21 protein-coding genes are annotated in these 22,993 nt (G+C 67.7%); 14 read left to right on the forward strand and 7 right to left on the reverse strand.

Annotated elements, in window-relative coordinates:
* Window positions 1-100: 100 nt before the first annotated feature.
* A complete protein-coding gene (locus NFC98_RS08165) occupies window positions 101-1,147 on the forward strand; it encodes a LacI family DNA-binding transcriptional regulator (RefSeq protein WP_254277586.1) in 1,047 nt (348 codons plus the stop codon).
* Window positions 1,148-1,173: 26 nt separating this feature from the next.
* On the forward strand, window positions 1,174-2,502 hold the full coding sequence (locus NFC98_RS08170; RefSeq protein ID WP_254277587.1) for a four-carbon acid sugar kinase family protein: 1,329 nt from the start codon (window positions 1,174-1,176) through the stop codon (window positions 2,500-2,502).
* 140 nt (window positions 2,503-2,642) lie between these two features.
* On the opposite strand, the gene NFC98_RS08175 is transcribed toward NFC98_RS08170, so the two are convergent.
* Window positions 2,643-3,677 (reverse strand): LacI family DNA-binding transcriptional regulator, encoded by a 1,035-nt coding sequence (locus NFC98_RS08175; protein ID WP_254277588.1) that lies wholly within the window; start codon window positions 3,675-3,677, stop codon window positions 2,643-2,645.
* 172 nt (window positions 3,678-3,849) lie between these two features.
* Between NFC98_RS08175 and ltnD the strand changes: the two genes are divergently transcribed.
* The 11 genes from ltnD to NFC98_RS08230 all read left to right on the forward strand — a co-directional run bounded on the left by ltnD (window position 3,850) and on the right by NFC98_RS08230 (window position 15,098).
* Window positions 3,850-4,785, forward strand: a complete 936-nt coding sequence (gene ltnD, locus NFC98_RS08180) for an L-threonate dehydrogenase (protein ID WP_302055101.1) — start codon at window positions 3,850-3,852, stop codon at window positions 4,783-4,785.
* A 1-nt stretch (window position 4,786) separates the two neighbouring features.
* Complete coding sequence (otnK, locus tag NFC98_RS08185; protein WP_254277589.1) at window positions 4,787-6,100, forward strand: 3-oxo-tetronate kinase; 1,314 nt, start codon at window positions 4,787-4,789, stop codon at window positions 6,098-6,100.
* Window positions 6,097-6,744, forward strand: a complete 648-nt coding sequence (gene otnC / locus NFC98_RS08190; RefSeq protein WP_254277590.1) for a 3-oxo-tetronate 4-phosphate decarboxylase — start codon at window positions 6,097-6,099, stop codon at window positions 6,742-6,744. Before otnK ends, otnC begins: the two co-directional genes overlap by 4 nt.
* 23 nt (window positions 6,745-6,767) lie before the next feature.
* Complete coding sequence (otnI, locus tag NFC98_RS08195) at window positions 6,768-7,577, forward strand: 2-oxo-tetronate isomerase (protein WP_254277591.1); 810 nt, start codon at window positions 6,768-6,770, stop codon at window positions 7,575-7,577.
* Window positions 7,578-7,655: 78 nt separating this feature from the next.
* Complete coding sequence (gene denD, locus NFC98_RS08200) at window positions 7,656-8,618, forward strand: D-erythronate dehydrogenase (RefSeq protein WP_254277592.1); 963 nt, start codon at window positions 7,656-7,658, stop codon at window positions 8,616-8,618.
* A 129-nt stretch (window positions 8,619-8,747) separates the two neighbouring features.
* On the forward strand, window positions 8,748-9,740 hold the full coding sequence (locus tag NFC98_RS08205) for a TRAP transporter substrate-binding protein (RefSeq protein WP_254277593.1): 993 nt from the start codon (window positions 8,748-8,750) through the stop codon (window positions 9,738-9,740).
* 60 nt (window positions 9,741-9,800) lie between these two features.
* Window positions 9,801-10,424 (forward strand): TRAP transporter small permease, encoded by a 624-nt coding sequence (locus NFC98_RS08210; protein ID WP_254277594.1) that lies wholly within the window; start codon window positions 9,801-9,803, stop codon window positions 10,422-10,424.
* A complete protein-coding gene (locus tag NFC98_RS08215; RefSeq protein ID WP_254277595.1) occupies window positions 10,421-11,695 on the forward strand; it encodes a TRAP transporter large permease in 1,275 nt (424 codons plus the stop codon). The genes NFC98_RS08210 and NFC98_RS08215 overlap by 4 nt, the downstream gene beginning before the upstream one ends.
* Window positions 11,696-11,731: 36 nt before the next feature.
* On the forward strand, window positions 11,732-13,192 hold the full coding sequence (locus tag NFC98_RS08220) for an aldehyde dehydrogenase family protein (RefSeq protein ID WP_254277596.1): 1,461 nt from the start codon (window positions 11,732-11,734) through the stop codon (window positions 13,190-13,192).
* Window positions 13,193-13,274: 82 nt separating this feature from the next.
* Window positions 13,275-14,153: an NAD(P)-dependent oxidoreductase gene (locus tag NFC98_RS08225; protein WP_254277597.1), complete on the forward strand. Its 879-nt coding sequence runs from the start codon at window positions 13,275-13,277 to the stop codon at window positions 14,151-14,153.
* A 33-nt stretch (window positions 14,154-14,186) separates the two neighbouring features.
* On the forward strand, window positions 14,187-15,098 hold the full coding sequence (locus NFC98_RS08230; protein ID WP_254277598.1) for a DMT family transporter: 912 nt from the start codon (window positions 14,187-14,189) through the stop codon (window positions 15,096-15,098).
* Window positions 15,099-15,114: 16 nt separating this feature from the next.
* Here NFC98_RS08230 and NFC98_RS08235 read toward each other — a convergent pair whose 3' ends face one another.
* The 6 genes from NFC98_RS08235 to NFC98_RS08260 form a co-directional block, all read right to left on the reverse strand.
* Entirely contained in the window at window positions 15,115-15,870 is a 756-nt protein-coding gene (locus NFC98_RS08235) for a FadR/GntR family transcriptional regulator (RefSeq protein WP_254277599.1), read from the reverse strand.
* A gap of 51 nt (window positions 15,871-15,921) precedes the next feature.
* Window positions 15,922-16,800 carry an NAD(P)-dependent oxidoreductase gene (locus tag NFC98_RS08240; protein WP_254277600.1) on the reverse strand — a complete coding sequence of 293 codons (879 nt, stop codon included), beginning with the start codon at window positions 16,798-16,800 and terminating at the stop codon, window positions 15,922-15,924.
* A gap of 42 nt (window positions 16,801-16,842) precedes the next feature.
* A complete protein-coding gene (gene araD1 / locus NFC98_RS08245; protein ID WP_254277601.1) occupies window positions 16,843-17,829 on the reverse strand; it encodes an AraD1 family protein in 987 nt (328 codons plus the stop codon).
* A 58-nt stretch (window positions 17,830-17,887) separates the two neighbouring features.
* Complete coding sequence (locus tag NFC98_RS08250) at window positions 17,888-18,880, reverse strand: TRAP transporter substrate-binding protein (RefSeq protein ID WP_254277602.1); 993 nt, start codon at window positions 18,878-18,880, stop codon at window positions 17,888-17,890.
* Window positions 18,881-19,012: 132 nt separating this feature from the next.
* Window positions 19,013-20,038, reverse strand: coding sequence for a 4-hydroxy-2-oxovalerate aldolase (dmpG, locus tag NFC98_RS08255; RefSeq protein ID WP_254277603.1), 1,026 nt, complete (start codon window positions 20,036-20,038; stop codon window positions 19,013-19,015).
* Between the two features lie 11 nt (window positions 20,039-20,049).
* Window positions 20,050-20,991, reverse strand: a complete 942-nt coding sequence (locus NFC98_RS08260; protein WP_254277604.1) for an acetaldehyde dehydrogenase (acetylating) — start codon at window positions 20,989-20,991, stop codon at window positions 20,050-20,052.
* Window positions 20,992-21,171: 180 nt separating this feature from the next.
* Here NFC98_RS08260 and NFC98_RS08265 point away from each other — a divergent pair, with 180 nt between their 5' ends.
* Complete coding sequence (locus NFC98_RS08265) at window positions 21,172-22,929, forward strand: IlvD/Edd family dehydratase (RefSeq protein ID WP_254277605.1); 1,758 nt, start codon at window positions 21,172-21,174, stop codon at window positions 22,927-22,929.
* The last annotated feature ends 64 nt before the right edge of the window (window positions 22,930-22,993 follow it).

The following is a 22,993-nucleotide window of genomic DNA, read 5'->3' on the forward strand; positions in this document are numbered from 1 at the left end:
GTTCGAGGAAAGCTAGCACGGGTTGTTTGGTAGCGCTACCATCCTGTTCAGGACAGGTAGACTGATGGCGACACTGCGATTAGCGGCTGAGGAGCTGGCCATGGCGACAGAGAGGTCGGGCATTCGAGAGAGGCGCCGTCACCGCGGCGATGATCGAGTGACCATCGAGGACGTGGCGAGGCGAGCCGGAGTGGCGCCGATCACGGTGTCGCGGGCCTTGAATACACCGGACAAAGTGTCGGACAAGCTGCGAGAGCGTATCGAGCGCGCAGTGACTGCGCTGGGGTACGTGCCGAACCTGATTGCCGGGGGGCTGGCGTCGGCGGGAACGCGAATGGTTCCGGTGGTGGTGCCGTCGCTGTCGATCCTGACATTCATCGAGGTGATACACGGTATCCAGCAGACTCTGGAGGCGGCGGGCTATCAGGTCCTGCTGGGCTCGACGGACTTCGACCTGGGCCGTGAGGCGGCGCTGATCGATTCGGTGCTGGGCTACTCGCCCTCGGGGGTAATCATGACTGGCCTACGGCATCACGACAGGACCGTGGAACGGCTAAAGGCCTGGCAGCGTCCGGTGGTCGAGATCATGGAACTGGGTGATGCCTGCATCGACATGAACGTGGGGGTGGAGAATGCCGAGGCCGGCGCCTGCATGGCCCGGCATCTGCTGGCACGTGGCTACCGCCGCATCGCCTTCCTTGGCACCGGGATGACCCACGACTACCGTGCTAGGCAGCGTTACGAGGGGCATCGTCGTGTGCTGGCGGCGGCCGGGCTGGAGAGCGACCTGCTGTTCCACCGGGAGGAGCCCTCGTCGTACGAGGCGGGGCGGCGTGTCTTCCTCGAGGCGCTTGAGGCGCGCCCAGATCTCGAGGCGCTCCATTTCGCCAATGACAACCTAGCCGCCGGGGGGATTCTGGAGGCCAACCGGCGTGGCATCCGGGTGCCAGAGGAGGTCGCTATCGGCGGCTATTTGGGGCTCTCGCTGGGGGAGCACATGACCCCGCGTCTGACCACGGTGGCGGTGCCGCGCTTCCAGATGGGCGTCGAGGCGGCCAGGCTGCTACTGGCGCGGCTGGAAGGCCGGAGCCTGCCCTCGACGCGGATCGACATCGGTTTCGAACTGACCGTGCGTGAGAGCACCTGATTCCCCCAGGCTGAGGAGAGCGAACCATGACACGACTGCTGGCAGCCTTCTATGGCGACGATTTCACCGGTTCGACAGAGAACCTGGCGCAACTCTGCCGCCATGGTCTGCGAGGTCGTCTCTTCTTCTCCAGTGCCTGCCGGGAGACGATCCTGGCCATGGCACCGGGGCTCGACGTGGTGGGCTTGGCGGGTACGGCCCGCGGGCTGACACCGGCGGCGATGGACGGGGAGGTCGAGCCGGCCCTCGCGCTGATCGAGGCCCTGGATCCGCGCGTCAGGCAGTTCAAGGTTTGCTCGACCTTTGATTCGTCGCCGACGGTGGGCAGCATCGGTCATGTCATGGAACTGGCTCGACAACGTTGGCCAGGGTGCGCCCTCCCGGTTCTGCCCGCCACCCCGGAATTCGGCCGCTACACAGCCTTTTCCCACCTGTTCACGCGTTACGGGGGCGAAATCTGCCGGCTGGACCAGAATCCCGCAATGGCCCATCACCCCTCGACGCCCATGACAGAGTCCGATCTGCGGCGACACCTGGCAGTACAGACGGTTATCCCCTCGGCGGCGGTGACGCTGCTCGACTATCGCTCGGCGGACGGTGGTTGGCAGGCGTTGGCGGAGGCCGTCGAGGAGGGGCGCTTCGCCGTGCTGGATGCGACCGATCGGGATGAGCTTCGCCACGCCGCTGCGCTGATCCTTCGGCTTGCCGAGACGCGCACCACCCTGGCGGTGGCCGCCCAGGGGCTGGCCGACGCCCTGGGGTGGATCGCTACGCGAGATGGAGGGACTCGCCGGGCGCTGCCGACACGCTATCCGGGCGTTTCGCGGCTGCTGGTGCTCTCCGGCAGCTGTTCGCCGCAGACGCGTGGTCAGCTCGCCCATTTCGAGGGGCAAGGGGGGGAGATCCTTGCGTTGGCGCCGGATGACGCGCTGCGTGACCCAACGAACCTCGGCCGACAGCTTGCCGGCCAGGTGCGAGCGCGGTTCGAGGCAGGCTGCGATGTCGCTGTGGCGACCACCCGCAGGCCATCTGACATCGTCGCTGGTGCGTCTGCCGAGAACCTGGCCCGGGCCGTGGGGCAGGTGTTCGCCGACCTTGCCTACGAACTGCGGAACAGCGGCGACATCAACCGGGTGGTGTTCGCCGGCGGCGATACCTCAAGCCATGCCATGCGCCGGCTCGGTGCCGATGCCTTGGAGCTGGTGGCCTTCGACGAGGCCCAAGGTGGGCACTTGTGCCGGCTGGTGGCCACTGATTCCCTGATCGATGGGCTCGAGGTGGTGCTCAAGGGAGGGCAGATTGGCGGTGAGGAGTTCTTCTCGCGGGTGAGGCATGGTGCCACGGAGGCTTCCTGAGTTGCCGTAACGGCATAAACCGGGACCGCTAAAAGAATGAGCCGCACCACTGAACTGATTAACGTCGGCAGGATTGTCACCCTGCTGTCGGGTCCGCGCGAACTCCGCTGCCGTCCCGGGGCGAGCCACCCCGGAACGGCTCACGTGCTTTCGCCCTGGAGAAGGGTGAAGCCGACGTCGTGTTGGCGCCGGCGGACCGACTTGCCGGCCAGGCGCCGGAGCACTTCCTCGGCGGCCACCCGTCCGATGGTGGCCCGGGGGGAGAGGATGGTGGTCAGCCGCGGCGTGACATGTCGGCCGAGGGGCAGGCCGTTGAAGCCGGCGATGGCGAGCTGGCCGGGCACGTCCAGGCCCAGGCGCTGGGCATGGAGGAGGGCGCCGGCGGCGAGGTCGTCGTTGGCGAAGTGGATGGCGGTGATGCCGGGATGACGTTCCAGGGCAAGATCCAGACCCCGGGCCCCGCCGTCGAGGCCGCCCGGCCGGCCGATGTCCAGACAGGGGGCGGCAAATCCCTGACCCTCGATCACTTCGCGGTGGCCCTCGAAGCGCAGTCCGGCACGGTAGTCGTCGACCATGCCGGCGCCGACGTAGGCGATGGCGCGGTGTCCGCGTTCCAGCAGGTGGCGGGCCATGCAGCGGCCGGCCTCCTGATGGTCGAGGCCGACGTTGAGATCCAGGGCGTCGCCCAGCTCCATCACCTCCATGATCGGCTGGTCCCAGCCCTCGAGCAGGGTGCGACAGGCGGGGCTGTGGCGCAGCCCGGCAGTCACCAGCGCCGAGCATGACCAGCCGAAGAAGGTGCGGATCATCTGGTACTCCCGCTGCAGGTCGTAGTCGGTGTTGCCGAGCAGGATCTGGTAGCCCTGGGCCTCGAAGGTCTCCTGCAGCCCCTGGATCACCTCGATAAACACCGCGTTGGCCAGCGACGGCACGATCACCGCGATGAAGCGCGAGCGGGCCGACGCCAGGCTACCGGCCACCAGGTTGGGCACATAGCCGATCTGCTCCACGGCCTGAAGCACACGGGCACGCGCGGCTTCGCTGACAAGCTCCGGGGTGTTGAGGGCGCGTGAGGCGGTGATCGTGGAGACGCCGGCGGCCTCGGCGACCTCCCTGAGCGTGGGCTGGGTCGAGCCACGACGCCGGCGCGGTTCTATCGGTGTGCGGCTAGACATTGGTCGCATCTCCCCGTTCGGTGCTTGCCGCCCGTTAGGCGATCATCTAGAACAGTTGTGAGGCAAATGATAGCGCTAACATGTTAGCGCTACCAATGCAGAATCGGATGTCTCGGTGTGGCGAGCGTTTCGGTGCACTGGACAGTTCCAGGCAACCAGCGGAGGCGGGCGAGTGAACAATTCGACGGGGAGCAAGCCCCGGGTAGGGGTGATCGGCCTGGGTGCCATGGGGCTGGGCACCGCCACCGCCCTGCGGGAGGCGGGGCTGGAAGTGATCGGTTGCGACATCTCACCTCAGGCGCGCCAAGCGTTCGAGGCCCGGGGTGGGCGTTGTGTCGCGGCCCCTGAAGCGCTGGCCGGCCAGTGTGAGGTGGTGCTGCTGGTGGTGGTGAGTGCCGAGCAGGTCGAGGCGGTGCTGTTCGGCGAGGACGGGCTGGCCGGGCGCATGTCTCCCGGGGGGCTGGTGATGCAGTGCGCCACCGTGGCGCCGAGCTTCGCGCGCCGGCTGGGCGAACGCTTGGCCACCGACGACCTGCTGATGCTCGACGCGCCGATCAGCGGCGGGGCGGCTAAGGCCCGCAGCGGCGCGCTCTCGGTCATGGCCTCCGGCACCGAAGCGGCGTTCGCGAAAGCGGCGCCGGTGCTCGACGCCATGGCCGCCACCGTCTATCGCCTGGGGGATGAACCGGGCATCGGCTCCAGCATGAAACTGGTCAACCAGCTGCTAGCCGGCGTGCATATCGCCACCGCCGCCGAGGCCATGGCGCTGGGGATCCGCATGGGGCTAGATCCCGCTACGGTCTATGAGGTGATCACCCACTCGGCCGGCAACTCCTGGATGTTCGAGAACCGCGTGCCCCACATCCTCGCCGGCGACTACACCCCGCTCTCCGCCGTGGACATCTTCGTCAAGGACCTGAACATCGTGCATGAGACCGGGCGCGAGCTTGCCCTGCCCACGCCGGTGGCGGCCAGCGCGCTGCAGCAGTTCACTGCGGCACGGGGGGCCGGCTTCGGCCGGGAGGATGATGCCGCGGTGATCAAGGTCTACCAGCGGCTCTCCGGCATCGACCTGCCCGAGGCGGCCAACGACGACGGGGAGGCGTGACATGTCCATCGTGCTCGGGGCCATCGCTGACGACTTTACCGGTGCCACCGACCTGGCCAACAACCTGGTGCGCGGCGGCATGCGCTGTGTGCAGATGATCGGCATACCCGATGGCCCGCTGTCTCCTCAGGAGACCGCGGCGCTGGAGAACGTCGATGCCATCGTGGTGGCGCTGAAGTCGCGCTCCTGTCCGGCCGGCGAGGCGGTGGCCGATTCCCTGGCCGCCCTCGATTGGCTGCAGGCCCGCGGTGCCCGGCAGATCTTCTTCAAGTACTGCTCGACCTTCGACTCCACCGACGCCGGCAATATCGGTCCGGTCAGCGATGCCCTGCTGGAGCGCCTGGGAGGATCGCAGACAGTGATGGTGCCGGCCTTTCCGGTCAACGGCCGCACCGTCTACCAGGGGCACCTGTTCGTCGGCGACCGCCTGCTCAACGACAGTGGCATGCAGGACCATCCCCTCAACCCCATGCGCGATGCCGACCTGGTGCGGGTGCTGTCCCGGCAGACGCCGCATCGGGTGGGCCTGGCGGCACGTCCGGTGCTGGAGCGTGGCGCCGAGGCCGCGCGCCGTCATCTTGATGCCCTGGCGGAACAGGGGGTGCGTCACGTGATCTGCGACACCCTCGACGAGCATGACCTCGAGGTGCTGGCCGAGGCGGTGGTGGACTTCCCGCTGGTCACCGGCGGCTCCGGTCTGGGCCAGGCGCTGCCCGGCCATTATCGGCAGCGTGGATGGCTGGCCGATGTCACCGAGCCGGGCCGGCTCGAACCGGCCGTTGGCGGTGCCCTGGTGCTGTCGGGCAGCTGCTCCCGGGCCACGCTCGGACAGGTGGCGCACTTTCTCACGGGTCATCCAGGGTTTGCGCTGGACCCCTTGGCACTTGCAGAAAGTGACGACCACCTGGCGGCGGCGCTGGCCTTCACCCGCGGCCACCTGGCCGACGGCGGGCCGGTGCTGGTGTATGCCTCCGCCGACCCCGAAGGGGTGAGGGCGGCGCAGGCGACGCTGGGCATCGAGCGCGCCGGGCGGCTGGTCGAGGAGGCCCTGGGGCAACTGGCGAGGACGCTGGTCGATGAGGGGGTGGGACGCCTGGTGGTGGCCGGGGGAGAAAGCTCCGGAGCGGTGGTCTCGGCGCTTGGTGTTCGCCAGCTGCGCATCGGCTCGCAGATCGACCCCGGCGTGCCCTGGACACAGGCGCCGCTGCCGGGACGGGCAGCACCGCTGTCGATGGCACTCAAGTCCGGCAACTTCGGTGGCGAGGACTTCTTCACCCGGGCCTTTGAGGTGTTGCCGATGGAGACGACACCATGAGCGCACACGACGAGAACGACCTGCGCGAGCAGATTGCCACCCTGGGCAAGTCGCTGTTCGACCGCGGGCTGACCATGGGATCGAGCGGCAACATAAGCGTCCGCACGGACGACGGCGGCTGGCTGATGACGCCGACCAACGCCTGCCTGGGGCGGCTGGACCCGGCGCGGATCTCGCGTCTCGATCGCGACGGCCGGCTGCTCGACGGCGACGCGCCGACCAAGGAGAGTTTCCTGCACATGGCGATGTATGGCGAGCGGCCGCAATCCGGGGCGATCGTCCACCTGCATTCGACCCACTCCGTCGCCGTCTCCTGCCTGCCCGAGGTGGACCCCTGCGACTGCATTCCGCCGCTGACCGCCTACTACGTGATGCGAGTGGGCCGGCTGCCGCTGGTGCCCTATCACGTGCCCGGTGACACCAGCCTGGGCGAGGCGGTACGAGGCCTGGCGGGCCGGCACAGCGCCGTGCTGCTGGCCAACCACGGCCCGGTGGTGGCCGGCAAGTCGCTCGAGGCGGCGGTCTACGCGACCGAGGAGCTCGAGGAAACCGCACGGCTCTATCTGCTGCTGCGCGGCCAGAACCCGCGCTGCCTGACGCCCGAGCAGGTCGCCGAGCTCGAGACGCGCTTCCCGCGCGACTGACGACACTCGAACAGGACCCGATCATGATACGACTGGCCGCCAACCTCAGCATGCTGTTCAACGAACACGACTTCCTCGACCGCTTCGCGGCCGCGGCCGATGCCGGCTTCCGCGGCGTCGAGTACCTCTTCCCCTATGCCCACTCGCCCGAGGCGGTCGGCGCGGCCCTGCGCGATGCCGGGCTGGAGCAGGTGCTGTTCAACCTGCCCCCCGGCGACTGGGAGGCCGGTGAGCGCGGGCTGGCCAGCCTGCCCGGCCGCGAGGCCGAGTTTCGCGACTCGGTGGTTGAGGCGCTGCGCTATGCCGAGGCGCTCGACTGCCCGCGCATCCACGCCATGGCGGGCTTGCTGCCGGCGGACGCCGATGTCGAGACCCGGGCAGCGTACCAGGCGACCTATCTGGACAACTTGCGCTTCGCCGCCGGCGAGGCGGCCAAGGCGGGGCGCGAGGTGCTGATCGAGCCGATCAACACCCGCGACATCCCGCGCTATTTCCTCTCTCGCCAGGCCCATGCCCTGGCTGTGCTGGAGGCGGTGGGCGCCGACAACCTCAGGCTCCAGTTCGACCTCTATCACTGCCAGATCATGGAGGGAGACCTGATCCGCCATCTGGAGCGGCAGTTCGAGCGGATCGGCCATGTGCAGATCGCCGGGGTGCCGGAACGCCACGAACCGAACGTCGGCGAGGTGCACTACCCGGCGGTCTTCGAGCGGCTCGAAGCCCTGGGCTATCGCGGCTGGGTGGGCTGCGAGTATCGCCCGGCCGGCGGCACCCGCGAGGGGCTGGGGTGGGGCAGGGCATACGGCCTGCGTGATGCCTCTTCGGGAGCCTGACCTCGGGCCGCCCCGACAGCATCGGCACAGCAACGCCGCGGCATAACAAGCACACAAGGACAACAGGAGCCAGACACCATGCATATCGCCATCACCGGCGCCGCCGGTTTCCTCGGGCAGCGCCTGGTCAAGCAGCTGGTCGAGCGGGGAGAGCTCGGTGGCCGGACGATTCGTCGCCTGACGCTGATCGACCAGGTGGAGCCGCCCGCCCCCGATGCCGGCGGCATAAAGATCGTCTCGCGAGCGGTGGACATCACCACGCCGGGTGGTCTCGATGACGTGCTGGCCGAGCGGCCCGACGTGATCCACCACCTGGCGGCGGTGGTCAGCTCGGCGGCCGAGGCGGACCTGGACCTCGGCATGACGGTCAACTTCGATGCCACCCGCGCCCTGCTGGAGGGGTGCCGCCGGCATGGCCTCGCCGAGACACGGCTGGTCATGGCCAGCTCCGTGGCGGCCTACGGGGGCGAACTCCCCGACGTGCTCGATGACATGACCGCCGTCCAGCCGCAGACCTCCTACGGGACCCAGAAGGCAATGTGCGAGCTGCTGATCAACGACTACAGTCGCCGCGGCCTGATTGACGGACGCGTGTTGCGCCTGCCGACCATCGTCATCCGTCCCGGGCGTCCCAATGCCGCGGCGTCGAGCTTCGCCTCGAGCATCCTCCGCGAGCCCTTGAACGGCGAGGAGGCGATCTGCCCGGTGCCGCTCGACCAGGAACTGTTCGTGCTGTCACCGACCCGGGTGATCGAGGCCCTCATCCGCGGCGCCGAGGTGCCCGGCGAGGCCCTTGGGGCCTTCCGGGCCCTGATGCTGCCCGGGATCACCGTCAGCGTGGCGCAGATGCTCGACACCCTTCGAGAGGTCGCCGGCGAAGAGGCGGTGGCCAGGGTTCGTCACGAGCCGGACGAACGGATCCGCCCCCTCGTCGCCAGCTGGCCGGCGCGCTTCGAGACCGCCAGGGCCGACCGCCTGGGGTTCCAGCGCGATGCCAACTTCCGCGAGATCGTCGAGGCCTACCTCGCCGAACGCGCATGAACTTGCCGCCCGGCCTGACCGGTGGGCATGTCGCCGGGCCGTTGCTCCCGAGCGGGATGCACGGCCCATGATCCACGCATCACCACGACCGCCACAACGACCGTTACAACAACAATCGAGGACATTGCCATGACCCAACGCTTCGCACGCCGCGCCCTCACCGCCGCCATCGGCGGCATCATCGCCACCGCGCTGATCCTCCCCGCCCAGGCCGCCACCGAGGTCAACGTCGGCTACGCCATTCCCAGCGAATCCCACTACGGCGAAGGTTATCGCGCCTTCAAGGAGACCCTCGAGCAGCTCTCCGGCGGCGAGTTCACCGCCGCCGAGCACCCCAGCGGCTCGCTGGGCGGCGAGCGCGCCATGATCGAGGGCCTGCAGATCGGCACCGTGGACGTGGTCATCACCTCCACCGGCCCGCTGGGCAACTTCGTGCCCGACACCTATGTGCTCGACCTGCCGTTCCTGTTCACCAGCTACGACCAGGCCCGCTGCGTGCTCGACGGCGAGATCGGCCAGGAGCTGCTCGGGCAGATGGGCGAACACGACCTGGTCGGCCTGGCCTGGGCCGAGAACGGCTTTCGCCACATCACCAACAGCCGCCGCGAGATCACCGAGCCTGGCGACGTCAGCGGCCTGAAGATCCGCACCATGGAGAACCGCATCCACCAGGACGCCTTCGAGACGCTGGGCGCCAGCCCCACCCCGATGGCCATGCCGGAGCTGTTCACCGCCCTGCAGCAGGGCACCGTGGACGGCCAGGAGAACCCGCTGACGGTGATCACGGCGGCCAAGCTCTACGAGGTCCAGGACCAGCTGTCGCTGACCGGGCACGTCTACTCGCCGGCGGTGATCCTCGGCTCGCCGGTGCTGCTCGACGGGCTCAGCGACGAGCAGCGCGGCTGGTTCATGGAAGCCGCTCGCGCCGGCGCCGAGGCGACCCGTGCCGAGGTCTCGCGGCTGGAGGACGAGGGCGTGGAGTTCCTGCGCGGTGAGGGCATGACCGTCAACACCGAGGTCGATGCGACGCCGTTCCAGGACGCCGTGGACGCGGTGCATGAGCGATTCGTCGAGCAGTATGGCGACGCCATGCTGACCCGTATCCGCAACAGCGACTGCTGAGCCGCCTGCCCATGGGCCGGTCATGCGTGACCGGCCCCGACCGACTTGGGGACTCACACTATGGTGTCCTGGTTTCTCCGTTTCGAGTTCTGGTTGACCCGGCTGGCGATGGCGATCGCGATACTGATGCTGATCGTCTCGGTGTCGCTGGGCTTCTACCAGGTACTGACCCGCTTTATCTTCAATGCCCCCTCGACCTGGTCGGAGGTGCTGTCCCGCGCCACCATGATCTGGTGCGTGTTCCTGGGCGCCGCGGCGACCTTCCGCGGTGGCTACATGATGGCGGTGGAGGTGATCTACAAGCTGGTACCGCGGCGCACGATGCTGGGGCTCGAACTGATCATCGGCACCTGCTGCCTGCTGGTGCTCGGCGTGCTCTTCTATCAGGGCATCCTGATGACCGATCGCGTCAGCCGCCAGACCCTCTCGGCGCTGGAGGTGTCGATCTCCTGGGCCTATGCGGCGATTCCCGCGGGCAGCGCTGTGGCCATGGTGGCCGTGGTGGGGCGCCTGCTGGCACAGATCACGGGCCGCGAGGGGCTGGGGCCCCAGCATGACGAGGCCGCCGAACAGGAAGCGTTGACCGATACCGGCCTGTCCCTGTCTCCGGCGAAGCCCGGGGGAGATGCCAACCAGGCCGCCGCCGACGTTAAGCACCACACCCAGGGAGGGCCTCGCCCATGAACCTCGCCATCGGGCTCTCGTTGATCATCCTGTTCGCCGTCGGCGTGCCGATCGCCGTTTCTATCCTGCTGGCCTCGATCATCGGTATCGAGTACTTCTCGAACCTGCCGCTGCTGATGGTGCCGCAGCAGATGTTCGTCGGCCTCGACCATTTCCCGTTGATGGCGATTCCGTTTTTCATCCTGGCCGGCAACCTGATGGCGGGGGGTGGCATCTCCAGCCGCCTGGTCGACCTGGCCAAGTCCATCGTCGGCGGGGTGCAGGGCGGCCTGGCCATGTCCTGCGTGCTGACCTGCATGATGTTCGCTGCGGTGTCGGGCTCCAGCGTGGCCACGACCTTTGCCATCGGCGCCATCCTGATTCCGGCCATGGTACGCCACGGCTACCCGAAACCGCTTGCCGCCTCCATTCAGGCCTCATCGGCGGAACTGGGGGTGCTGATTCCGCCATCGATCCCGTTGATCCTGTTTGGCGTCAGCACCAATACCTCCATCGGCCAGCTGTTCATCGCCGGCATCGGTCCGGGGCTGCTGATCGGGGGCGCTCTGCTGGTGTTTCTCTATGTGTTCTGCAAGTTGCGCGGCTACGGCTTGCAGGATCGCGAGGATCGCAGCGAGTTTCTCGTCGCCTTCCGCCGTGCCTGGGCCGCCATGCTGATGCCGGTGGTGGTGATCGGCGGCATCTACGGGGGCGTCTTCACTCCCACCGAGGCAGCCGCGGTGGCGGTGTTCTATGCCCTGGTGGTGGGGGGACTGGTCTACCGCGAGCTGACCCTGGCCGACCTGGGCCCCATCCTGCGTCAGAGCGTGATCTCTACCGCGTCGGTCATGCTGATCATCGCCGCCGCGGCGCTCTTCAGCTTCCTGATCAGCCGTTCGGGGCTGCCTCGCGAGGTGGCCGGCTGGGTGACCACGGTGTTCGACAGCCCCTGGACCTTCCTGCTGGCGGTCAACGTGCTGCTGCTGGGCGTGGGGATGTTCATCGAGACCGGGGCGGCGATCCTGGTACTGGCGCCGATCCTGACGCCGATCGCGATGCAGTTCGGGGTCCAGCCGGTGCATTTCGGGCTGATCATGGTGGTCAATCTGGCCCTTGGCATGATCACGCCGCCGCTGGGGGTAAACCTGTTCGCCGCCTGTGCGGTGGCGAGGATCTCGATCGACCAGATGCTGCCCCACCTGGTGCGTTTCGTGCTGGTGGTATTGACCTGCCTGATGGCGATCACCTACATGCCCTGGATCTCCATGGGGCTGGTCAACCTGCTCTATTGATCCGCTGTGACAAAGACAACGATAAGGAGTGCAACGATGTCGCTACGACTCGCCATGCCACCCCGGGGCGCCCTGATCGGCGGCGCCTGGGTCGATACCCGCGACACCCTGGAGGTGGAGGCCCCGGCCCGTGGCGAGGCCCTGGCCCGTATCGCCCGCTGCCGCCCCGAGGAGGTCGACGAGGCTGTTGCGGCCGCCGGCCGCGCCTTCTCCGGCCGCCTGGGCGACTGGTCGACGTGGAGCGCGCGTCGGCGCAGCGAGTGGCTGCTGGCGTTCGCCACGGCCATCGAGGCCGACCACGAAGGCCTGGCCGCGCTCGAGTGCGCTGATACCGGCAAGCCGATGACCCAGGCCCGTGGCGACATCGCGGCCTGTGCCCGCTACTTCCGCTTCTATGGCGGGGCAGCAGACAAGCTGCATGGCGAGACGATTCCCTTCGACAACGACTTTGCGGTGATGACCCTGCGTGAGCCGTATGGCGTCTGCGCGCAGATCATCCCGTGGAACTATCCGGCGCAGATCTTCGGCCGCTGCGTGGCGGCGGCGCTGGCGGCCGGCAATACCGTGGTGCTCAAGCCCGCCGAGGATGCCTGCCTGAGTGTGCTGCGACTGGCCGAGCTGGCCGTCGAGCATGGACTGCCGCCCGGTGCCCTGAACGTGGTGCCGGGGCTGGGCAGCGAGGCCGGGGCAGCGCTTGCCGCCCATCCCGGCATCCAGCATCTCTCCTTCACCGGTTCGCCCGAGACCGGTACCCGGGTGGCGCAAGCGGCAGCGGAGCAGCACGTGCCGGTGACCATGGAACTGGGCGGCAAGTCGCCCCAGTTGCTGTTCGCCGATGCCGACATGGAGGCCGCGCTGGAGGCAGTGGTGCGCGGCATCATCCAGAACGCCGGCCAGACCTGCTCCGCCGGCAGCCGCCTGCTGGTGCAACAGGAGTGTGCAGAGTCGGTGCTGGCACGCCTCGCCGAGCGCTTCGCGGCGCTGCGCTGCGATGCCGGCGAGGTGGATGCAGATTGCGGGCCCCTGATCAATGCCCGCCAGCGGGACAAGCTCGAGGCACGGCTGGAGCGCGCCCTGGCCGACGGCATCCGGGTGGTGGCACAGGGCCAGCTGGCCGAGGGGGCACCGGCAGGGGGGCACTTCGTGGTGCCTCAGGTGCTGGCGGATATTCCCGCCGGCCATGAGGTGCTGCGTGAGGAGCTGTTCGGCCCGGTGCTGGCAGTGCAGACCTTCGCCGACGAGGCCGAGGCGCTGGAACTGGCCAATGCCACCGACTTCGGCCTGTGTGCCGGGGTCTGGACCCGCGATGGCGGGCGGCAGCTGCGCCTGGCCAAGGGCATCCGCAGCGGCCAGGTGTTCGTCAACAACTACGGCGCCGCCGGGGGCGTCGAGCTGCCCTTCGGGGGTGTCGGTCGCTCGGGCCATGGCCGCGAGAAGGGCTTCGAGGGCCTGAGGAGCTATACCCGCATCAAGACGGTGGCGATCCGCCACGGGTGAGCTTTATATACCGTTATCTCGATGCCTGCCCATTGGCTGGCATCATTGCGTACCGTCTTCAACCTGATAGTGGAGTCATCCGATGAGTCACCCCCTGCGTGTCGGCATGGTCGGCGTGGGCCTGATGGGCCACGGGATCGCCAGCAACATCCTGAAGGCCGGTCACCGGCTCTGTTTTCTGGACCACCCCGGCAACCAACCGGTGGAGGACCTGCTGGCCGCCGGCGCGGAGGCCAGGGCCTCGGGGCGCGAGGTGGCCAATGACGCCGAGGTGATCATCCTCTGCGTGACCGGCTCGCCCCAGGTCGAGGCGGTGCTGTTTGAACCCGGTGGTGTGCTCGAGGGGCTGCGCGAGGGTAGCGTGGTGGTCGACTGTTCCACGGCACTGCCGAGCTCCACCGAGCGGGTCGCCGCACGCGTGCAGGAGGCGGGAGGCCGCTTCATGGACGCGGCCATGACGCGAACCCCCAAGGAGGCGGCGGAAGGGCGGCTCAACCTGATCGTGGGCGCGCCCGAGGCCTTGTTTACCGAGCTGCATCCGCTGCTCGAGAGCTTCGCCGAGAACATTACCCATGCCGGGACGGTGGGCGCCGGGCATACCCTCAAGCTGGTCCACAACTTCGTCTCCCTGGGGTTCTCGGCGGTGCTGGCCGAGGCGACGGTGGCCTCGCGCCATGCCGGCATCGACGATGCGGCCTTCCTGGAGGTGCTGGGCAAGGGCGGCGGTGGCGGGGTGATCCTCGAGCGTCTGAGGCCCTTCATCGAGGCCGGCGACGCCTCCGGTTTCCGTTTCAGCGTGGCTAATGCCAGCAAGGATATCGGCTACTACCATGCCATGACCGACGAACTCGGCGTGGCCCGCGGCGTAGCGGCCGCGGTTCGCGACCTTTACGGGTCGATCGACGACCAGGCACTGGCGGTGCCGGAGGTCATACGGGTGCTGGGGGGAGGAGAAGAGTGATGCTGAGGGCTGGCTGCAGGGCGGGAGGATGACATGAACGCTTTTCAGTCACTTTCTCACCGGCAGCAGGGGCTGCTGCTGACCGGGGCTGGGGCGCTGATCATGGCGCCCGACGCCCTGCTGATCAAGCTGGCGGCCCTACCCGATGCCGAGATCCTGATGTGGCGCGGCTTCCTGTCGGCGCTCGGCTTCCTGCTGATCGTGCTTGCTCGCCATGGTCGCGGCACCCTGGCGGCCTATCGTCGCTGCGGCGGCATCGGTATCGCCGTGGCGCTGCTCTTCAGCCTGACTACCTGTGGCTTTGTGTTGGGCAACCAGTACACCAGAGCAGGCAACGTGCTCCTGATACTGGCCACCTCGCCCCTGATCGCCGCGGCCCTCTCCTGGTTGATTCTCAGGGAGCGCCTGCCCCGGCGTACGTGGGCCGCGATCTGGATATGCCTTGGCGGCATTGCCCTGATTGTTATTGACGATATCGATGCGGGTTCCTGGGTGGGCAATGCCTTTGCTCTGCTGGCGGCGACGACCCTGGCGCTCAATTTCACCCTGTGCCGCACCCGGCCGGGGGTGGACATGAGTCCGATGCTCACCTTCAACGGACTGATCGTCGGGAGCGGCGCCACCCTGGTGCTGATGATGGGCGGTGGGGTTACGCTGCCGGCGCCGAGTCAGCTGGCGGTGGTGGGGGTGCTCTGCCTGGTCATCGTGCCGTGCGGGGTGACACTGCTGCAGCGTGGTCCTCTCTACCTTCCCGCCGCTGAGGTAGGGCTGCTGCTGCTGCTCGAGGTGGTGGCGGGGACCTTTCTGGCCTGGTGGATCATTGCCGAGCAGCCGACGGCCCTGGCCATGGTGGGAGGCTGTGTGGTGCTGGTGACGCTGGTTGCCAAGGGGCTCTACGAGCGGCGGCTTGAACGCCGTGTGCTACCGGCGGCACAGACCGAGTAGTGGCTGTGTCCAGGCTTCACCCCATCGTCAGTTGCTTGCCCAGTGTGCTCTCTCCGGCTTCGATGCCCAGCGCCTTGGCGGTGCCGTCGAGGATCGCCTGGGCGGCGCGGAAGGCCTCGTGGGGCTGCCGGGCCCGGATGTGCTCCATCAGTACCCGGTGCCGCTCCAGGCTCTCCTCGGGCTCTTCGGTGCTGACGTTGGACATCGAGATCAGCAGGTAGATGGAGGGGCGCAGGATATGCGAGAGCTGTGACCAGACGATGTTGTGGGTCGCCTTGAAGATGGCGGCGTGGAAGGCGACGTCGTGGTCGCTGTGGAGGCGCCGCTCTTCCTCGCTGTCGCCATGCTGGAGATGGCGCTTCATGCCTTCCAGGGCCTCTTCCAGGGCGACCAGATCGCGGGCCGTGGCGCGATGGGCAGCAGTCATCGCCACATAGGGTTCCACGTCCAGGCGAAAGGAGAGGATCTCTCGCTGGATCATGGGGTTAGGCGCCGCGTAGCGGGTCATCCACTCGGTGACGGTGGGATCGAGAATTCGCCAGTCGGCAAACTCCCGAACCTTGGAGCCGTGGCCCGAGATCCGCTCGATGATGCCGGCATCCACCAGCTGTCGCAGGTCGCTGCGTACCGCCGAGCGGTTGAGGCTGAACTGCTCGCAGAGGTCGAGTTCCCTGGGCACGAAGTCCCCCGGTCGATAGTGCCCCGAGAAGATGGCCTCGGCCAGGTACTCGCTGATGCTGGGACGGGGGGCGTGCTTGGCGGTCGCTTTCACGGGAGGCTCTCGAGAGGAATTCGGGCAAGCTGCCATGGACGGGGTGGTGGGTCAACCGGACAGGGCGTTGCGGCGCCGGAGCTCGAGGATCAGGGCGCTGTGATCCAGTTCGCCGTCGCCGTTGGCGACCATGTCCTCGAACAGCTGGTTGACCAGTGTCGCCACGGGCAGCTCCAGGTCGAGCGAGTCCGCCATCGACAGCGCGGTGCGGGTGTCCTTGAGCTGCCACTTGGCCGGACCGCCGGGGGCGAAGTCCTGCTCGATCATCCGCTGTCCATGGGCGCGCAGGATCGTCGAGTCGGCAAAGCCGCCGAGCAGGGCCTCGCGCACTCGGGCCGGGTCGGCACCGCCGCGCTCGGCCAGCAGCATGGCTTCGGAGACGGTGGCGATGGTGCTGGCCACCACCAGCTGGTTGACCAGCTTGGCAAGCTGCCCGCTGCCTGCCGGGCCGATCCGCACCGGTCGCCCGAGGGGCTCGAGGAAGGGCAGGGCCCGCGCGAAGGTTGCCTCGTCCCCTCCGGCCATGATCGCCAGGCTTCCGTCGATAGCGCCTCGTTCGCCGCCCGACACCGGGGCGTCCAGGTAGTGGACGTGGCGCTCGCCGGCGGCACGGGCCTGGTGGCGAGCGGTCTCCACCGGAATGGAACTCATCACGATCAGCAGGCTGTCCGCCGGCATGGCGTCGAGCACGCCGTGCTCGCCCAGGATCACCTCATCACAGACCGGCCCCGAGCTCAGCATCACGATCACGACCTCGGCGCCAGTGGCCGCCGCCGCTGGGCTTTCTGCCGGCGTGGCGCCCAGAGACGCCGCCTTGGCGGCGGTGCGGTTCCACGCGCGGACATCATGCCCTGCGTCGATCAGGCGCCGGGCCATGGGGCCTCCCATGATGCCGGTGCCGATGAAGCCGATGGTCCGAGGTTCTTGCATGGTGCCTCCAGGTATCATGTGCTTCTGCGTCAGAGAGTTGCCTCAGAGCGCCTTGATTCGGGTGTCCGGCATCGACGTCTCGAAGCGAAGCGGGTTGCGCAGTGGGCGGCCGAAGGCGGGCAGGGAGATCTCGAAGCGGTCGCCGTCGCGGGTGCGAATGTCGTCGGCGAAGCTCAGGGTAGCCGTGCCGAAGAAGTGCACGTGGACGTCTCCCGGACGGCGGAAATTGGCGTACTTGAAGTGGTGGTGCTCCAGGTTGGCGAGGCTGTGGGCCATGTTGGCCTCGCCGGTGAGAAAGGGTTTCTCCCAGAGTGTCGCGCCGTCGCGGACGATCCGGCTCCCCCCCTCCAGGTGAGCGGGGAGTTCGCCGACCAGCAGTTCCGGGCCGAAGCTGCAGGCGCGCAGCTTGGAGTGGGCCAGCCAGAGGTAGTTGAAGCGCTCGGTGACGTGGTCGGAGAATTCGTTGCCGATGGCGTGACCGACCCGCCAGGGGGTGCCGTCGTCGGCAACCACGTAGAGCCCGGCCAGCTCCGGCTCCTCGCCGGCATCCTCGGCGAAGGCGGGCACCGGGATGTCGGCCTCCGGTGCCACCACGCTGCTGCCGTCGCCCTTGTAGAACCACTCCGGCTGGGCGCCTTCCTGGTCCCTTTCCGGCTTGCCGCCCTCGAGCCCCAGTCGGAACATGCGCATTGAGTCGGTGAGCTGGCTCTCCTCGACCTGGGTCTGGGCGTGCATGGCATCGCGGGTATCGGCGCTGCCCAGATGGGTGAGGCCGGTACCGGTGACCAGGCAATGGGCCGGGTCAGGGTGGGTGAGCGGTGGCAGCAGGCGCCGCTCGTCGACCAGTGACTGATAGTCGAGGCGGGTATCGGTGAGTGCCGCCTCGACGACGGCTGCCAGCGGCTGGCCGCTGGCAATGGCACGTCGGGCCAGCTGGTAGGTGCTGTCCTCGAGCAGTCTGACCTGCTCGTCATTCTCGACCAGGGCGGCACGTACCTGGCCCTGATGGTCACACTGGATCAGTCGCATGTCGGGTCTCGTTCGATGCGAGGGCCGGCCATGGATGACCGGCCCATGGGCGGGCGGCTCAGCAGTCGCTGTTGCGGATACGGTTCAGCATGGCGTCGCCATACTGCTCGACGAAGCGCTCATGCACCGCATCCACGGCGTCCTGGAACGGCGTCGCATCGACCTCGGTGTTGACGGTCATGCCCTCACCGCGCAGGAACTCCACGCCCTCGTCCTCCAGCCGCGAGACCTCGGCACGGGTCGCCTCGGCGCCGGCGCGAGCGGCTTCCATGAACCAGCCGCGCTGCTCGTCGCTGAGCCCGTCGAGCAGCACCGGCGAGCCGAGGATCACCGCCGGCGAGTAGACGTGCCCGGTCAGCGACAGCTGGTCCTGCACCTCGTAGAGCTTGGCCGCCGTGATCACCGTCAGCGGGTTCTCCTGGCCGTCCACGGTGCCCTGCTGCAGGGCGGTGAACAGCTCCGGCATGGCCATCGGGGTGGGACTGGCGCCCAGGGTCTCGAAGGCGTCCTGGTGGATGCGGTTCTCCATGGTGCGGATCTTCAGGCCGCTGACGTCGCCAGGCTCGGTGATCTCGCGGCGGCTGTTGGTGATGTGGCGAAAGCCGTTCTCGGCCCATGCCAGGCCGACCAGGTCGTGCTCGCCCATCTGCCCGAGCAGCTCCTGGCCGATCTCGCCATCGAGCACGCAGCGGGCCTGGTCGTAGCTGGTGAACAGGAACGGCAGGTCGAGCACATAGGTGTCGGGCACGAAGTTGCCCAGCGGGCCGGTGGAGGTAATGACCACGTCCACGGTACCGATCTGCAGGCCCTCGATCATGGCGCGCTCGCCGCCCAGCGAGCCGCTGGGGTGCTCGGCGGCGGTGAACTCGCCGCCGGAGAGCTGCTCGAGGGTCTCCTTGAAGGCGCGATAACCTTCGCCGTAGTGGGATTCGCTGGGAATGGCGTAGCCGACGTTGACCTCGGTGGCGGCCTGTGCCGGGAGGATCAGCGCGGTGGCGATGATGCCGCCGATGGCGGCGGTGAGGGCGCGGCGTGCGAAGCGTTGGGTCATGGCAATGTCCTCGATTGTTGTTGTAACGGTCGCTGTGGCGTTAGTGGTTGTGACATTCAGCGGTGATGAGGCCTGGGCCTCGGTGGTCTGACTGTCGTCCGGCGGACGGCAGCCAGGTGTCTTGCCGGTGACTCATGCCCGGGTCATGTCCAGGGCAACGTCGACGATCATGTCCTCCTGGCCGCCGACCATCCTGCGCCGACCGAGCTCCACCAGGATATCGACGGTCCTCAAGCCGTAGCGCTCGGCGGCCGCCTCGGCGTGGCGCAGGAAGCTGGAGTAGACGCCGGCATAGCCCAGTGCCAGGGTCTCGCGGTCGACCCGCACCGGGCGGTCCTGCAGCGGGCGCACGATGTCGTCGGCGGCGTCCATCAGGGTGTAGAGGTCACAGCCATGGCGCCAGCCGAGGCGGTCGGCGTTGGCGATGAACACCTCCAGCGGGGCATTGCCTGCCCCGGCACCCATGCCGGCCAGGCTGGCGTCGACCCTGTCGCAGCCTTCCTCCACGGCGACGATGGAGTTGGCCACCCCCAGGCCCAGGTTGTGGTGGGCATGCATGCCGGTTCGGGTCGCCGGGTCGAGAGCGTCCTTGAGCGCTCGGAAGCGGTCTCGCACGCCGTCCATGGTCAGCGCGCCGCCGGAGTCGACCACGTAGATGGTCTGGGCCCCGAACTGCTCCATCAGCCTGGCCTGCTCGGCCAGGCCCTCGGGCGTCTGCATGTGGCTCATCATCAGGAAGCCGACGGTGTCCATGCCGAGCTTGCGGGCGTGCTCGATATGCTGTCGGGAGACGTCGGCCTCGGTGCAGTGGGTGGCGATGCGCGCCCCCCGGGCCCCGGCGCCATAGGCGGCGTCAAGGTCATGCACGGTGCCGATCCCCGGCAACAGCAGGGTGGTGATGAGGGCATGCTCGACCACCTCGGCCGCTGCCTCGATCCAGGCGAGATCGGTATGGGCACCGAAGCCGTAGTTGAAGCTTGATCCCTGGAGACCATCGCCGTGGGCGACCTCGATGGAGTCGACCCGGGCCTCGTCCAGGGCACGGGCGATGCGCCTGACATCATCGAGGCTGTATTGGTGGCGAACCGCATGGCTGCCATCACGCAGGGTGACATCGGAGATATAGAGCGTCTTGTCGATGCGGGTAGGGGATGTCATGGCGGTTCACCTCAGACGGTGGTGCCCAGCAGGCGGGTCTCGGCGAGGCGCTCGGCGCAGGCCTTGGCGGCAGAGGTCATGATGTCCAGGTTGCCGGCGTAGGCGGGCAGGTAGTGAGCCGCCCCCTCGATTTCCAGATAGATGGAGGTCTTGAGTCCGCTGACGCGGCCGATGCCCTCTATCGTCAGCGGTGCTGACTCCGGAATCTCCTCGAACTGGACCCGTTGCTTGAGGCGGTAGCCGGGAACGTACTGCTGCACCGTGCGGGCCATCGCCTCTACGGAGGCCTCAATGGCGCCGCGGTCAGCGGGTCGGGAGAGCACGAAGATGGAGTCGCGCATCAGCAGCGGTGGCTCGGCCGGGTTGAGGATGATGATCGCCTTGCCGCGTTGTGCCCCGCCGCACGCCTCGATAGCCCTGGCGGTTGTTTCGGTGAACTCGTCGATATTGGCTCGGGTGCCGGGGCCGGCCGACCGGCTGGCGATGGAGGCGACGATCTCCGCATAGTGCACGGGGGTCACCCGGGAGACCGCGGCGACCATGGGGATGGTGGCCTGGCCGCCGCAGGTCACCATGTTGAGGTTGGGAGCGTCGAGATGAGCGTCCAGGTTGATCGGCGGGACCACGTAGGGGCCGATGGCCGCCGGGGTCAGATCGATGACCTTGACGCCGTGTGCCTCGAGAAGCGCGCTGTGATGCGGGTGGCTCGCCGCCGAGGTGGCGTCGAAGGCGATCCTGATCTCGTCGAAGCCGGGCATGGCCAGCAGCCCGTCGATGCCTTCGGCGGTGGCGGGCACGCCGAGCGCCCTGGCGCGAGACAGGCCATCGGAGGCTGGATCGATGCCGACCATGGCGCCCATCTCCAGGTGCTCGCCGTGGCGAAGGATCTTGATCATCAGGTCGGTGCCGATATTGCCGGAGCCGATGATGGCGACCTTGACGCGCTGTGTCATGGGGCTGCCTCGTGATCGGGACGGGGGTGTCAGTGAAATGTCGAACATAGGCTGTATTTGTTCAACATAAACTTTCGTATGTATCGACTAATTCCCGCTCCAGGCCTTACTGTCGATCGGGTCAGGAACCCGAGGCCGCCATCCGAGACTCCCCCGGCGGCACGAACAGGAGCAATTCCCATGTCACCCAACAACAAGAATGATCGGCGCCCGCTGCGCTCGGCCGAGTGGTTCGGCACCAACGACAAGAACGGCTTCATGTACCGCAGCTGGATGCGCAATCAGGGCATTCCCGACCACGAATTCCAGGGCAAGCCGATCATCGGTATCTGCAATACCTGGTCGGAGCTGACCCCCTGCAATGCCCACTTCCGCAAACTCGCGGAGCACGTCAAGAAGGGGGTGCTGGAAGCGGGGGGCTTTCCCGTCGAGTTCCCGGTGTTCTCCAACGGCGAGTCCAACCTGAGGCCGACGGCGATGTTCACCCGTAACCTCGCCAGCATGGACGTGGAGGAGGCGATCCGCGGTAATCCTGTTGATGCGGTCGTGCTGCTGGTGGGGTGCGACAAGACCACCCCGGCATTGCTGATGGGGGCGGCATCCTGCGATATTCCCACCATCGTGGTCAGCGGTGGGCCGATGCTCAACGGCAAGCACCAGGGCAAGGACATCGGTTCCGGCACCGTGGTCTGGCAGCTCTCCGAGGACGTCAAGGCCGGCCGGATCTCGCTGCACGATTTCATGGCGGCCGAGGCCGGCATGTCGCGGTCCGCGGGAACCTGCAACACCATGGGAACGGCTTCCACCATGGCCTCCATGGCCGAGGCACTAGGGACTTCCCTGCCGCACAATGCGGCCATTCCGGCGGTCGACTCCCGTCGCTACGTGCTGGCTCATCTTTCGGGCATGCGTATCGTCGAGATGGTGGAAGAGGGACTCGACCTGTCGCGGGTGCTGACTCGCGAGGCGTTCGAGAATGCCATCCGCGTCAATGCGGCCATTGGCGGTTCCACCAATGCGGTGATCCACCTCAAGGCGATCGCCGGGCGCATCGGGGTCGACCTTGCCCTCGAGGACTGGACACAGATTGGCCGCGGGACACCGACTATCGTTGACCTCCAGCCCTCCGGCCGTTTCCTGATGGAGGACTTCTACTATGCGGGCGGATTGCCGGCCGTGCTGCGTCGGCTCGGCGAGGCGGGGCGCCTACCGCACCCCGGCGCATTGACCGTCAACGGACAGTCGCTCTGGGACAATGTCCGGGAGGCGCCGATCTACAACGATGAGGTGGTGCGTCCTCTCGACACGCCGCTCTGTGCCGACGGCAGCATGAGCATCCTGCGTGGCAATCTGGCGCCCAACGGCGCGGTGCTCAAGCCGTCTGCGGCGACTCCTGAGCTGATGAAGCACCGCGGCCAGGCAGTGGTGTTCCAGGACTTTGACGACTACAAGGCCCGTATCGACGATCCCGACCTGGCGGTGACCGCCGACAGTATCCTGGTGCTGCGCAACTGCGGCCCGCGGGGCTACCAGGGGATGGCCGAAGTGGGCAACATGGGATTGCCGTCCAAGCTGCTCGAGCAAGGGGTCACCGACATGGTGCGCATCTCGGATGCGCGCATGAGCGGCACTGCCTACGGCACCGTGGTGCTGCACGTGGCCCCGGAGGCCGCTGCCGGTGGCCCCCTGGCGGCGGTTCGCGACGGTGACTGGATCGAACTGGACTGCGAGACGGGACGGTTGCACCTGGAGGTGAGCGACGATGAGATCGCCGCTCGCCTGGCCGAGCGCGACCCGACCGAGGAATCCCGGCTGATCGCCCGTCAGGGCGGCTACCGACAGCTCTATATCGAGCACGTGCTGCAGGCTGACGAGGGCTGCGACTTCGACTTCCTGGTGGGCAAGCGGGGAGCGCAGGTGCCGCGACACTCCCACTGAGACAAGGCCACGGCATGCCGATGCCGCCACTCCGTACCCAGACCGGGTGGTTTCACCCGGCCTG

It is taken from the genome of Halomonas sp. 3H (assembly GCF_024206005.1).
Classification (GTDB): Bacteria; Pseudomonadota; Gammaproteobacteria; order Pseudomonadales; family Halomonadaceae; genus Halomonas; species Halomonas campaniensis.